The 12,483-nt window shown below is 60.7% G+C and carries 12 protein-coding genes; 6 read left to right on the forward strand and 6 right to left on the reverse strand.

What is annotated here, in order from left to right:
* Positions 1–18 precede the first annotated feature (18 nt).
* Together fmt and def are read right to left on the reverse strand one after the other, a co-directional pair.
* Positions 19–963 carry a methionyl-tRNA formyltransferase gene (gene fmt, locus ACYVI2_RS09915; RefSeq protein WP_415820913.1) on the reverse strand — a complete coding sequence of 315 codons (945 nt, stop codon included), beginning with the start codon at positions 961–963 and terminating at the stop codon, positions 19–21.
* A gap of 162 nt (positions 964–1,125) precedes the next feature.
* Positions 1,126–1,638, reverse strand: coding sequence for a peptide deformylase (gene def / locus ACYVI2_RS09920; RefSeq protein WP_415820914.1), 513 nt, complete (start codon positions 1,636–1,638; stop codon positions 1,126–1,128).
* A gap of 213 nt (positions 1,639–1,851) precedes the next feature.
* Here def and dprA point away from each other — a divergent pair, with 213 nt between their 5' ends.
* The 3 genes from dprA to ACYVI2_RS09935 all read left to right on the forward strand — a co-directional run bounded on the left by dprA (position 1,852) and on the right by ACYVI2_RS09935 (position 4,670).
* Positions 1,852–3,075, forward strand: a complete 1,224-nt coding sequence (dprA, locus tag ACYVI2_RS09925) for a DNA-processing protein DprA (RefSeq protein ID WP_460490300.1) — start codon at positions 1,852–1,854, stop codon at positions 3,073–3,075.
* Between the two features lie 197 nt (positions 3,076–3,272).
* Positions 3,273–4,181 (forward strand): hydroxymethylglutaryl-CoA lyase, encoded by a 909-nt coding sequence (locus ACYVI2_RS09930; RefSeq protein ID WP_415820916.1) that lies wholly within the window; start codon positions 3,273–3,275, stop codon positions 4,179–4,181.
* A 12-nt stretch (positions 4,182–4,193) separates the two neighbouring features.
* Entirely contained in the window at positions 4,194–4,670 is a 477-nt protein-coding gene (locus ACYVI2_RS09935) for a hypothetical protein (protein WP_415820917.1), read from the forward strand.
* A 347-nt stretch (positions 4,671–5,017) separates the two neighbouring features.
* Here the strand turns inward: ACYVI2_RS09935 and ACYVI2_RS09940 are convergent, their stop codons facing one another.
* Positions 5,018–6,259: an aminotransferase-like domain-containing protein gene (locus ACYVI2_RS09940; protein ID WP_415820918.1), complete on the reverse strand. Its 1,242-nt coding sequence runs from the start codon at positions 6,257–6,259 to the stop codon at positions 5,018–5,020.
* Between the two features lie 301 nt (positions 6,260–6,560).
* Between ACYVI2_RS09940 and ACYVI2_RS09945 the strand changes: the two genes are divergently transcribed.
* A complete protein-coding gene (locus ACYVI2_RS09945; RefSeq protein WP_415820919.1) occupies positions 6,561–7,271 on the forward strand; it encodes a YggS family pyridoxal phosphate-dependent enzyme in 711 nt (236 codons plus the stop codon).
* Between the two features lie 4 nt (positions 7,272–7,275).
* Here the strand turns inward: ACYVI2_RS09945 and ACYVI2_RS09950 are convergent, their stop codons facing one another.
* Together ACYVI2_RS09950 and ACYVI2_RS09955 are read right to left on the reverse strand one after the other, a co-directional pair.
* A complete protein-coding gene (locus ACYVI2_RS09950) occupies positions 7,276–7,773 on the reverse strand; it encodes a copper chaperone PCu(A)C (RefSeq protein WP_415820920.1) in 498 nt (165 codons plus the stop codon).
* 40 nt (positions 7,774–7,813) lie between these two features.
* Positions 7,814–8,719, reverse strand: a complete 906-nt coding sequence (locus tag ACYVI2_RS09955; RefSeq protein ID WP_415820921.1) for a LysR family transcriptional regulator ArgP — start codon at positions 8,717–8,719, stop codon at positions 7,814–7,816.
* 148 nt (positions 8,720–8,867) lie between these two features.
* On the opposite strand from ACYVI2_RS09955, the gene ACYVI2_RS09960 reads away from it, so the two are divergent.
* Positions 8,868–9,503 (forward strand): LysE/ArgO family amino acid transporter, encoded by a 636-nt coding sequence (locus tag ACYVI2_RS09960; protein ID WP_415820922.1) that lies wholly within the window; start codon positions 8,868–8,870, stop codon positions 9,501–9,503.
* Between the two features lie 127 nt (positions 9,504–9,630).
* Here the strand turns inward: ACYVI2_RS09960 and ACYVI2_RS09965 are convergent, their stop codons facing one another.
* A complete protein-coding gene (locus tag ACYVI2_RS09965) occupies positions 9,631–10,332 on the reverse strand; it encodes a Crp/Fnr family transcriptional regulator (protein WP_415808153.1) in 702 nt (233 codons plus the stop codon).
* Between the two features lie 174 nt (positions 10,333–10,506).
* On the opposite strand from ACYVI2_RS09965, the gene ACYVI2_RS09970 reads away from it, so the two are divergent.
* Positions 10,507–12,483, forward strand: coding sequence for an AMP-dependent synthetase/ligase (locus ACYVI2_RS09970; protein ID WP_415820944.1), 1,977 nt, complete (start codon positions 10,507–10,509; stop codon positions 12,481–12,483).

Below are 12,483 nucleotides of genomic sequence, written 5' to 3' on the forward strand. Positions count from 1 at the left end.
CGCGAGGCCCGCGGCGGCTCAAGCTGCGGGCTGCCAGCCCCGCACAAACACATCCACAGGCTGACGTTTGCCCCCGGCTTTCTGCAACTCCAGCAACCGCAGCACACCATCGCCCGTCGCAATGTCTATTCCTGTCTCCGTTGCCTGCAATAGCGTGCCCGGCGCATGCGTGACGACCGTATCCAATGCCTCTGCCCGCCATACCTTGACCGGCGCCTCCAGGCCCGGCAACCGTACCGTCGCACCGGGTACAGGATTGAACGCGCGAACCCGCCGCGCCAACAACGCTGCAGGTTGCGTGCAATCCAGCGCAGCCTCGGCCTTATCGAGCTTGGCAGCGTAGGTCACGCCATCGGCAGGCTGCGCTTGTGCCTGCAAGCCTCCGGCTTGCAGCAATTGCAGCGCTTGCACAATGGCCTCGCCACCGGCGGCGGCCAAGGCATCATGCAATTGTGCAGCGCTGTCGGTATCGCTGATCGGCACGCGGCGTTCGAGCAACATGTCGCCCGTATCCAGGCCCTCGTCCATCTGCATGATGGTGACGCCCGTTTCCGCGTCACCGGCCTCGATGGCCCGCTGAATCGGCGCGGCACCGCGCCAACGCGGCAGCAGGCTGGCATGGATGTTCAGGCATCCGCGTGCGGGCAGCTGCAACGTCCAAGCGGGCAGAATCAGGCCATAAGCCGCCACCACCATGACCTCGGGCGCGGCTTGCTCCAGCTGGGCACGGGCTTGCGCCGCCTCATCCGGATAGCGTCCATCCAGACGCAAACTGCGCGGCTGCGCGACGGGGATTCCCGCCGCCAACACGGCCTGCTTGACCGGACTGGGCGTGAGCTTCAGCCCACGGCCGGCAGGCCGATCCGGCTGCGTCAGCACCAGCGGGATCTCGTGCCCGGCGGCCAACAAAGCGTCGAGCGCGACGCGGGCGAATTCAGGAGTTCCAGCAAAAACCAGGCGCATAAGATCAATAAAACCCGAGATCAGTAAAACGCGTCACCGCGCGTCGGGCAAAAGTCAGCAACGCTGCGATGATCGCATATTCTCCACGCAGCCCGATGACACTCCCAGCAGGCCGCCGGAACGCTGACCATCACACCGGCGCGAAAACTCTCTTGGGCGAACTCAGGCGCGCAGCGCTTCGCGCTCGGCTTTTTTCAGCTTGGTCTTGATGCGGGTCTGTTTCAGGTTGGACAGGTATTCCACAAACACCTTGCCGTCCAGATGGTCCAGCTCGTGCTGTACACACACCGCCAACAGCCCATCGGCCTCGGCCTCGTAGGCATTGCCATCGATATCCAGCGCCCGGTAACGAATACGCGCGGCGCGTTCGACCTCGTCATAAATGCCGGGCACAGACAGGCAGCCTTCTTCGTAGGTCTGGCGATCGTCGCTTTTCCAGGTGATCTCAGGGTTGATCAACACGCGCAGATGGTTGCTTTCTTCGGAGACATCGATCACGACGACTCGTTCGTGTACATCGACCTGCGTAGCCGCCAGGCCCACACCGGGCGCGTCGTACATGGTGTCGGCCATATCGCGCACTAACTTCCGGATGCGGTCGTCCACCACCGCAACCGGCTTGGCCTTTTTGTGCAGGCGCGGGTCGGGGTAATGAAGAATAGGAAGTAAAGCCATGGCAAACAGAAGGAATGGGGCTGATTAGTCAGCGACTCGTTAATAATAATTCATTAGACATATGATTTCTAATAGTTTTCGACTAATAGCCCTATGAAAAAACTCGACCGCCGAGTTTTGCCAGGTCTTTTTCGTCCCTCCTGGCGCCAGGCACTCGCCCGACCCATGCGACACTAAGGCCCCGCCATCAAACTGACGGCCTTTTCGCGAATCATGCCGCTCACCCATTCCGCTACCGAACTCTCTGCCTGGCTGCGCCTGTCACTGGAGCCGAACCTGACGCCGTCGATGCGATATCCGCTGCTGTCGGCGTTGGGGCTACCCGAACAAATCTATGCGCTGAGCGCGCCGGCACTGGCCCGTTACGTGCCACAACAACTGGCTATCCAGCTGGCGGCCGGCACACCGGCCGATATTCAGGCCCAGATTGACCGGAGCCTGGAATGGGTAGCGCAACCGGGCCACCACATCCTGACGCTGGCGGACCCCGCCTATCCGCAAAGCCTGCTCACCATCGCCGACCCGCCTGTCGTGCTGTATATCAATGGCGATCCGGCACGCCTGACTCAGCCGGCGCTGGCAGTAGTGGGAGCACGCAGTGCCACTCCTGGCGGATGCGAAAACGCCCGGGCCTTTGCCCGGCATCTGGCGAGCCACGGATGGTGTGTCATCAGCGGCCTGGCCCAAGGAATCGACGCTGCGGCGCACGACGGCGCGCTGCTGGCAGGCCCCGAGGGTGCGGGCACCGTCGCCGTCATGGGAACCGGCATCGATCGCGTCTATCCCGCCGGACACCGCGAACTCGCGCATCGCATCGCGGAGCATGGCGCCCTGATATCCGAATTGCCGCTGGGCATGGGCGCCCTGCCTCACCATTTCCCGCAGCGCAATCGTCTCGTTGCCGGCTTGGCGCGCGGCGTGCTGGTCGTCGAGGCCGCGCGCCAGAGCGGCTCGCTCATCACGGCGCGCCTTGCGGGGGAAAGCGGCCGCGAAGTGTTCGCCATTCCCGGCTCGATCCATTCCCCATTATCACGCGGCTGCCATGCCCTGATCCGGCAAGGAGCGAAGCTCGTGGAGACGGCTCAGGACATCACCGATGAACTCGGTGGCGCACAGCCTGCCGCATCACGCGCCACGTCCCGCACGCGGACTCCCAAGCGCACCAGAGCCAGCGGGCAATCGTCCGATACATCGCCACCGCCATCCCGCACGGCAAGCTCGCCGGTAACCTCTGTCGACGATCAGAAGGCTGTGGCCGACGTCGATATACCCGAATCCCCACTGTTACAAGCGCTTGGCTACGATCCCCTGCATCTGGACGCCTTGCAAGCCCGCACCGGACTCGACATCCCCACCCTGACCACGCAATTGCTCGAGCTGGAATTGGCCGGCCATATCGCCCGGCTGGACGGAGGACAATTTCAGCGCCTCAGATGACTGGCACGGTGCCTGGCAAGCACGCTCTGTCGCCGGACGATAGTTAAATAGACGTTGCAACGTCTCAGCCAACGAGCACGGATGTTCAGCCCAGCTCTTTGTGCATCCGGTTCGGCAGCATAGGATTACTATATGTTAGTCATCAGCATCAATCGTAGGTATGCGTCCCACGGTACGCCGCCCTTCCAGGAAAAAAAATGAGTTTGCCTTCACGCGTCAAAATCGTCGAGGTTTCTCCTCGCGATGGTCTGCAAAACGAAAAAGAACTGATCAGCACGGACATCAAGGTAGAGCTGGTTGATCGCTTGACCGCTGCGGGGTTTCCCAATGTCGAGGCCACGTCGTTCGTTTCGCCCAAATGGGTGCCGCAAATGGCCGACGCTGCCGAGGTCATGTCGCGCATCCAGCGCAAGCCTGGCGTCATCTACTCCGTCCTGACACCGAACATGAAAGGCCTGGAGGGCGCACTGGCCGCCAAGGCCGACGAAGTCGTCATTTTCGGCGCAGCCAGCGAAGCGTTCTCGCAAAAGAACATCAACTGCTCCATCGCCGAATCCATCGCCCGCTTTGAGCCCGTTGCCGAAGCCGCTCGCGCCGCGGGCCTGCGATTGCGCGGCAGCATCAGTTGCGCGCTGGGCTGTCCCTACCAGGGCGAAGTCCCGATCGAGGCCGTCGTCGATGTCGCCCAGCGCTATCTGGCGCTAGGGTGCGATGAAATCGATGTGGCCGACACGATAGGCGTAGGCACGCCGCAGCGCGTGCGCGAGGTGATGGCCGCCGTCACCCGGGTGGTCGATCCCGGCCGGATTTCGGGACATTTCCACGATACGTATGGGCAAGCATTGGCCAACATTCTGGCCGCATTGGAAACCGGCATCAGCATTTACCACACGTCGGTCGCCGGACTAGGTGGCTGCCCTTACGCCAAAGGCGCGACGGGCAACGTCGCCACTGAGGACGTGTTGTACATGTTGCGCGGCCTGGATATCGAGACCGGCGTGGATTTCGATGCAGTCGTCGATATCGGCCAATGGATGTCGGCCAATCTGAACCGCAAGGGCGGCAGCCGTGCCGGCAATGCCATCGCCGCCAAACGAGCTGCATGATCGTCTGTGGCCATGAACCCCTTTGATACCTCCCCATCCACGGACGAACAAGCAACGCTGCTACGCGAGATCGGTCCCTTGCCGCTGTCTGGCCAGGCCTGGCCGGATTGGGTGCGTATTCTGGCCTGGATTATCTTGGCCATCATCGGCGTACAGATCACCCTGTCGGCCATACGGATGCCGCCCGAGCAAGTCAATTCAGTCGTTGCCGCAATCGTCATCCTGTGTTTTCTCGGATTGGTGTTGGTGTCATGGCACATGCAAAAATCCATTACCACCATCGACGAGGCAGGCCTGCATCAAACGTGGATTACGCGGCGTGAGGTAGCCTGGCAGGATATTCACTTTGCCAAATTCGTGCCGCTGCTGTTCTCGAAACGCTTGGTCGTTTTTACACAGCGCGGGCGGCCGGTTGTGTTTCAAGGCGGGACGAAGGAACTGCAGATCGCGTTTGCGAAGATATCGTTGTTATATCGGCGTCAGCGGTGAGCTGGGGCGGGGGATTCGGCGGAGCACGTGCGGGATGAGGAGGGGTCGGGACTTGCGGTAGGTTGGGTTCGACTTGCGGTAGATTGGGTTCTTTAGACGCAGCGTTGCGGCGGCTAAAGGCCCATGCCAGCCCTATCGCAGCGGCTCGGCGCAAGACCAGGCGCCGAGGTCCCCTTCGGGGACTGCCCGCTGCTCAACGGGCCGGCATGGGCCTTTAGCCGCCGCAACGCTGCTCGCAATGTCTCTTAATTACGGCTTTAATTACGGTTGCCTTGGTTAGTAGGCCGGGCGCTATGCTTGTCGCATTTTGAGCTTGAGGGCTGCGATTAATGTGGGCGGGCCGTTGCTTACGCTGCCAATGAGATAGAGACTGGCGCATTTGCCTCGCAGGCATCCAGCGCACGGCCCAGACGGGTCATGCCTTCGGCAATCTGGCTTTCGTTCATGGTGGCGAACGACATGCGCATGGCGTAAAGGTCGGCCTGCGCCGGATCGGCGTAGAAGACTTTGCCTGGGACGTACACGACGCCTTGCTCAATGGCGTAGGGCAACAGGCGCGTCGCATCGATGTCGCCGTTGAGCCGAGCCCAGAAAAACATGCCGCCCTCGGGTTTGTTGAACACGATACGGCCGGCGAGCGACTGGTTCAGGGATTGCGCCATGGCATCGCACCGGGCGCCGTAGGCGGCCTGGATGCGGGGGACGTGCTGTGCGTAGCGGCCGTCGGCCAGGTATTGAGCAACGACTTCCTGAATCCAGGCCGATGACGCCATGTCGTCGGCGGCTTTGGCGCCGACGCAGCGACGGCGGACCTCAGCCGGGGCGACGATCCAGCCTATGCGCAAAGCGGGCGCCATGGTCTTGGACATGGTCGAGATATAAACGGCCCAATGGCGGGCCTCGCCCTCGGCCAACGCAGCAATCGGCGGAACCATGTCTCCGGCAAAACGCAGTTCGCCATATGGATCGTCCTCGACGATCAGAAACTGATGCTTGACGGCCAGCTCGAGCAGACGCAGACGCCGCTGCCGGCTGATTGTCGCGCCGCAGGGATTCGAGAACGATGCAACGACACAGACTATTTTGGGCTTGATACGGGCGGCCATCTCGTCCAGCGCATCAACGTCGACGCCATCTGGCCCCGAGGGCACCGTATGGACAGTGGCGCCGGTGTAACGCAAAGCCTGGACAGAGTTCGGAAACGCGGGACTCTCGATAATCGCGTGATCGCCGGGTTGCAACATGACACGGCTGACCAGCGCCAAAGCCTGCTGTGACCCGCCGGTGACGGCCAGCTCGGTGTCTGGATCGCAAACCAAGCCCCGTTCGGCTGTCAGGCGCGCGAGTTCCGTACGCAAGCTGGCTTGCCCGTCGATATTGGAATACTGCAGGCATGCCCCCAAGCGCGCCACGACTTGGTTCGAAGCCGCCGTCAGGCCCTCCACGTCGAACAACTCCTGCGCGGGATATCCCCCCGCAACGGAAATATTGCCCGGTTTCATGGCATACGGCATCAAGGAACGAATGGGCGAAGCGGGAGGCGTTTCGAACGGCGCGGCGAACGCGTAGCGGGGTGCTGCGAGCGACATGAGAAGGGCAAAGCCGGTAAAAGTAAGCGCTGAATCCAGCGTCAGCGTAGCGCCGGGCCGCAACAGACAGCTTAGCGCCCAACGGAATAAGTAAATGACAAAGAATTCTATGCCTGCCCCCGAGGACGGTCAACGACTGCTGCAGACAGCCCCAAAGGAGCTCAGGTACCGAAGCGCACGCGTCTCTTCACGAGCAGACCGCAATCGGCCCAGGCACACGCGCCTGCCCTCGCCAATGGGACATGGCCAATAAAAACACGGGCGCGATTATCATGATGCTTTTACCCAGTATTCATCCATTATGAGTATCGATGACTCGATGTCGACCCGCGTGGCCCAACTACGCGCCCGCATCGACGCGGCCTGCGCGCGCGCGGGCCGGCCAGCCGGCAGTGTCACACTATTACCCGTCAGCAAGACTTTCGGCCCCGACGCCGTACGCGAGGCGGCAGCCCTGGGTTTTACGCGTTTCGGCGAAAACAAAACGCAGGAAATTCGCCAGAAAATCGACGCGCTGGCAGATCTGCCCGTGCAATGGGTCATGATCGGCCACCTACAGACCAACAAAGCCAAAGACGCAGCGCGCGATGCCTCTGAAGTCCAATCACTGGATCGCCTGGAACTGGCTCACGCGCTACAGCGCCGGCTACACACCGAGGGCCGCGACATCGACGTGCTGGTGCAAATCAAAACCTCGTCCGAACCCAGCAAACATGGCCTGCCGCCCGAAGAGGCAGCCGATTTCTTGCGGACCGTCGTGCGGGAATGCCCCGCCTTGCATGTGAAAGGACTGATGACCCTGGCAGTACAGTCTGAAGACTCGCAAGCCGTACGTAATTGTTTTCGTGCGCTGCGCGAACTGCGTGACCGCCTGAAAGACGCGGCCATCGAGGGCGTTGAACTGGACAGGCTGTCCATGGGAATGAGCGGCGATTTCGAAATCGCCATCGAAGAAGGCGCCACCGAAGTCCGGATCGGCAGCGCGATTTTTGGCGCCCGGCACTACTCCTGACAGATCAGTGCTTCATATGCTCCATGTGTGCCCCATGACCCGCATCCGGCTGATGCCCGATATGCTTGACCTCGAACTTCACGGCCACCTCGCCCGCTTTCTCGAACTTCAGCGTAGCCGGCACCTCGGCCCCCGCAACGAACGGCTGTTTTAAATTCATGAACATCACGTGATAGCCGCCAGGGGCGAGCTTGACCTCGCCCTCGGCAGGCACCTCGATACCCTCCGGGAGATGGCGCATGCGAGCCACGCCCTTTTCGGCTTGTACGGTATGCAATTCAACCCGCTCGGCGGCATCGGAGCTCACCGACACAAGACGGTCAGCCGTCTTGGCGTCGTTATCAATGTCCAGATAGCCTGCCCCATTGGTTTGACCAGGCGCCGACGCACGCACCCAGAGATCATCGATCTCAATCTGTCCGACCTTGTAATCTTGAGCCCAGGCCGATGTGGCGGAAGACAACCCCAAGGCGGCGACCAGCGCCCATTGACGGAATTTCATGCAAAACCTCTCCGTGACGGTCAGCCTAAGCGCTGACGAGTTAACGCCGCCGAATCAGACCTCCGTCCGCGGCGGCAGCCAGGACCGCATCGGTCAGGGCCTCCATAGCCTGTGAGTTTACCCGCCAGTGTTGCCAATACAAGGGGACGTCCTCTGCCGCACGGGCACGTAATGGGACTAAAGCACCCGTGCCGAGCTCATCCTGAATCAAGGGCAACGGATTCATGGTCCATCCCAGACCGTCCCGCGTCGCCTGCACAAAAGCGCGCGACGAAGGCAGCCACCACACAGGCGGCTGCCACGGCTCCTCACCCATGACCTTGCGGGCAAAGCGCGCCTGCAATGCATCTTTGCGGTTAAACACCAGTACCGGCGCGAGAGCCAGGGTGCGCGCATTCACGCCTGCGGAAAAGTACTGCGCATGAAATGCAGGCGTACAAGTCGCGACATAGCGCATGCTGCCCAGGGCATGGATACGGCAGCCTTGCACCGGATCTGCCAAAGCGGTCACCGCCCCCAGCACCGAGCCATTGCGCAATAACGCCGCAGTATGGTCCTGGTCTTCGGATTGCAGATCCAGGGTCGCGCGGCTGCGGGCTGCAAAGCGCCGCGCAGCATCCATAAACCAGGTCTCCAGGCTGTCATGATTCACGGCCACCGTCAGACTGGCCTGTGTCACGGCGTCGTCCTCCAGGCCCAGACGATCCAGTGCATCATGCTCCAGCAAGGCCGTCTGATCGGCCAATTGCACCAGCACCTGTCCGTCGGGCGTAGCCACGACCGGCACCGTACGCTGCACCAGCAAACGCCCCATGCGTGCCTCCAGCGACTTGATGCGCTGTGACACCGCCGAGGGCGTCACATTCAGCGCGGCGGCTGCGCGCTCGAAGCTCCCTTCGCGCACCACAGCGGCCAGGGCGCGCAGATTGCCGTGATCGATTTTCATCTGTCGTTATTCCGGCAAACAGCGCCGTTCTCAATTTAGAAAAACTTAATCAACTTAAACAAAATTAGCTTTATTTCACATCTTGCGCAAGCCAAAATACGCTCCTGGCCGCGGCAATTGCTGCGGCGCTGTTTTGTAGATTGCAAAAATGTTCACGTTCGCCTCCTCCCCCGCCCTGTTTACCGCCTGGGCCAGTGGCACCGCCACCGGACTGGGACTATTTGCCGTGGTCGGCGCGCAAAGCGCCTTTATTCTGCGGCAGGGATTGATGCGCGCGCATTTGCTCAGCATCCTGGCGATTTGTGCCCTGCTGGACGGCATCTGCATATTTGCCAGTGTGTGGGGATTGCAGGCCGCGGTGAATTGGTTTCCCTGGTTGACGCATGCCATTCTGTGGTTCGGCGTCGCCTTTCTGGCTTGGTATGCCTTTCAATCCGCCCAACGCGCCATTCGGGCGCAAGGCAGTCTGACTGCCGCGCAGCATGCCGTTCCCTCACGTTCCGCAGCCCTGCTGGCGGCCGCGGGCTTCACCTTGTTGAATCCGCATTTCTGGCTGGACATCATGGTGATCGGCTCATTGGCACACGGATTCGATGATGCGCGGCTGGCCTTTGCTGCTGGCGCCGTTACCGCCAGCGTCCTGTGGTTGATCGTGCTGGGCGTCGGATCGCGCCTGTTTGCGCCCTATTTCGCCAACCCCAAAGCGTGGCGCATATTGGATGGCGTGATCGCCGTCATCATGGCTGCGCTGGCAATGCGATTGGCGTGGAATGGCCTGGCCTGAGCAATCATTCTGCCCACTGGTCGACAGCGTGATGTTTCACCGTCAACGATTACGCGATCGTCGTTGCTGACGTGGCGCTTACGCTGCGCGCCTCCTCATCATCTGCTTGCAGCGCAGCCCTTGGTGCTTACTCATCGCGCTGTCCGCTCACCGCGTCAGCGCCATAGCGTTTTAATCCGTTCAGATCCAGCACGCGCACCGCGCCATATTCCACCCGCAGCAGGCCGGCCTCCTCGAGTTTGCCCAAAGCTTGGTTGGCGCGCTGACGCGAGACGCGTGCCAGATAGCCGACTTCTTCCTGGGTGATGGTCAGCCGCATGCCCATCCCGGGATAAAGCAACGGATTGAACAATTCCGCCAGACAGCGTGCGACCCGGGCATCAGGATCGAGCAAACGGTCATATTCCGCCTTGCCGATAAATTGCGCCACGCGTTCGTTCAATTGATGCAGTAAATAGCGATTAAACGGGATGCTGGTGTCAAGCAACCATTCGAATGTCGCCGCCGGCATGCGTGCCACCACCGAATCGCGTAAAGCCACCACGTCGTATTTGCGCACTTCGCGCTTGAGCAGCGAGCCCTCGCCAATCCAGCCGCCGGCAGGCACCCCGGTCAACGAGGCGACTTTGCCCTCGGCGTTGCCCACCGACACTTTGATCAATCCCGCCAACACCCCGATCCACGCCTGGGCAAGCTCCCCTTTGCGTTCTATGATCGTTCCTGCCTGCACGGGCTGCACCACGATATCCCGCTCGACGCGCGATTTTTGCTCGTCGGTCAAGACTCGGAACCAGGCTGCGGCGAGATGCAGAGAATCGGTTAATTGCATCGGGAATACCCTAAATATTCTTGGAATGTCGTGATCATGACAGTTGGCGACTAACCAAGCTTATACCTTACTGTTGCCGTACATCGAAAATGAACTGGTCAAGCGCCACCCCGATGTTCATACCGCCAGTGTGAACATCGGACCAGTGGCCCCCAAACCGGAGGAGACAACGTGGTGCATGCACAGCCTGCCGTCGACGGCAACACGTCGGCCGCACCCAGCACCTTTCCCGGCCTGCTCTTGCAGCATGCCAGCGTACGCGGGTCGCGGCCCGCCATACGCGAAAAGGACCTGGGCATCTGGCAAACCCTGACCTGGAGCGACGTCGCGCGCGACGTACGCCTGACTGCGCATGGTTTGGCAGCGTTAGGGATAACACCCGGAATGCACGTCGCCGTCATTGGCGAAAACCGGCCACGCCTGTACATCGCCATGATGGCCACGCAGGCTCTAGGCGCCATTCCCGTGCCGCTCTACCAGGATGCCGTCGCACAGGAAATGGTCTATGTCCTGCAAGACGCCAGCATCACGGTCGCGGTAGTCGAGGATCAAGAACAAGTCGACAAGATGCTGGAAGTGCGCGATCAGTGTCCCGACCTGGCCCATGTGATCTATGACGATCCACGAGGACTGCGTCATTACGCCGATCCTATGCTGCGTTCATATGATCAACTGATGGCGACCGGCCAACAACACGCAGAACAGCATCCGGGATTTTTCGAAGCGTCCGTCGCCACCGTGCGGCCGCATGATGCCGCAGCCATGTTTTACACCTCGGGCACGACAGGCAAACCCAAAGGCGTCGTGTTGACCCACCATGCCTTGATCGATCGCGCCCGCGCCGTTGCCGAACTGGAAAAGCTCACCGATCAAGAAGACGTGCTGGCCTATCTGCCTCCCGCCTGGATCGGGCAGAACATGTTCTCGTACACGCAGCTGCTCGTCAGCGGTTTTACCGTGAACCACCCCGAGTCTCCCGAAACGATATCGATCGATATGCGCGATATCGGACCGACCTATTATTTCGCACCGCCTCGCGTGCTGGAAGGCCTGCTGACGCACGTGATGATCCGCATGGAAGACGCAGGCCGCATCAAGCGCAGCCTGTTTCAGGCCTGCATGAAATTGGCCCGCCGGGTCGGCGTACGTATTCTGGATGGCGAACCGGTCGGCCTGTGGGATCGGTTGCGTTATGCCTTGGGCAACATCTTGATCTACGGTCCGTTGCGCAATGCGCTGGGGATGAGCCGCGTGCGGGTAGCGTATACCGCCGGCGAAGCCATCGGTCCCGATCTGTTTGTGTTCTATCGGTCCATCGGCATCAATCTCAAACAGCTTTATGGCTCGACCGAGACCTCGGTATTTGTCTGCGTGCAACCCGATGGCCAGGTCCGTGACGATACGGTTGGCCCGCCAGTCAGCGGCGTGGAGATCCGCGTTGCCGACAATGGCGAGATTCTCGTCAAAAGCCCTGGCCTCTTTAAAGAGTATTACCGCAACCCTCAAGCCACCGCCGAAGCGCGCGATGCCGACGGGTGGTTCCACACCGGGGATGCGGGCTATCTGGATACCGACGGTCAATTGAAAATCATCGATCGCGCCAAGGACGTGGGCAAGCTCGCCGATGGCAGCCTGTTTGCGCCCAAATACCTGGAAAACAAGCTCAAGTTCTTTCCTCACATTAAAGAAGCCGTGGCCTTTGGTGCTGATCGGGATCACGTCTGCGCCTTTGTGAATATTGACCTGGAGGCCGTAGGCAACTGGGCCGAGCGTCGCGGGTTGCCTTATGCGGGTTACACCGATCTGGCGGGCAAAGACGAGGTGTACCGGTTAATAGAAGAATGCATCGAACAAATCAATGCCGATCTCGCTCTGGATCCCAAGCTCGCTGCCTCGCAGATTGCGCGTTTCCTCATTCTGCATAAAGAACTCGACCCGGATGATGACGAGTTGACGCGCACCCGCAAGGTTCGACGCGCCTTTATTGCGCAGAAATACGGTATGCTGGTCGACGCCTTGTTCGCAGGCTCAGACACGCAATACATCGAGACCGAAGTCAAATTCGAAGACGGCCGTATCGGCAAGATTGCGGCGGATATCAAGATCCGTCCGGTCAAAACCTTTCCCGCCATTACCGCTCGGGCCGCCTAG

The sequence above is a fragment of the Bordetella tumbae genome (assembly GCF_054780995.1).

Bases quoted from the DNA above. Each gene is read 5' to 3' on its own strand.
- ACYVI2_RS09965 (WP_415808153.1), bottom strand. From the start codon at position 10,332: ATGCAATTAACCGATTCTCTGCATCTCGCCGCAGCCTGGTTCCGAGTC.
- ACYVI2_RS09960 (WP_415820922.1), top strand. From the start codon at position 8,868: ATGTTCACGTTCGCCTCCTCCCCCGCCCTGTTTACCGCCTGGGCCAGT.
- ACYVI2_RS09950 (WP_415820920.1), bottom strand. From the start codon at position 7,773: ATGAAATTCCGTCAATGGGCGCTGGTCGCCGCCTTGGGGTTGTCTTCC.
- fmt (WP_415820913.1), bottom strand. From the start codon at position 963: ATGCGCCTGGTTTTTGCTGGAACTCCTGAATTCGCCCGCGTCGCGCTC.
- dprA (WP_460490300.1), top strand. From the start codon at position 1,852: ATGCCGCTCACCCATTCCGCTACCGAACTCTCTGCCTGGCTGCGCCTG.
- ACYVI2_RS09930 (WP_415820916.1), top strand. From the start codon at position 3,273: ATGAGTTTGCCTTCACGCGTCAAAATCGTCGAGGTTTCTCCTCGCGAT.
- def (WP_415820914.1), bottom strand. From the start codon at position 1,638: ATGGCTTTACTTCCTATTCTTCATTACCCCGACCCGCGCCTGCACAAA.
- ACYVI2_RS09935 (WP_415820917.1), top strand. From the start codon at position 4,194: ATGAACCCCTTTGATACCTCCCCATCCACGGACGAACAAGCAACGCTG.
- ACYVI2_RS09940 (WP_415820918.1), bottom strand. From the start codon at position 6,259: ATGTCGCTCGCAGCACCCCGCTACGCGTTCGCCGCGCCGTTCGAAACG.
- ACYVI2_RS09955 (WP_415820921.1), bottom strand. From the start codon at position 8,719: ATGAAAATCGATCACGGCAATCTGCGCGCCCTGGCCGCTGTGGTGCGC.
- ACYVI2_RS09945 (WP_415820919.1), top strand. From the start codon at position 6,561: ATGAGTATCGATGACTCGATGTCGACCCGCGTGGCCCAACTACGCGCC.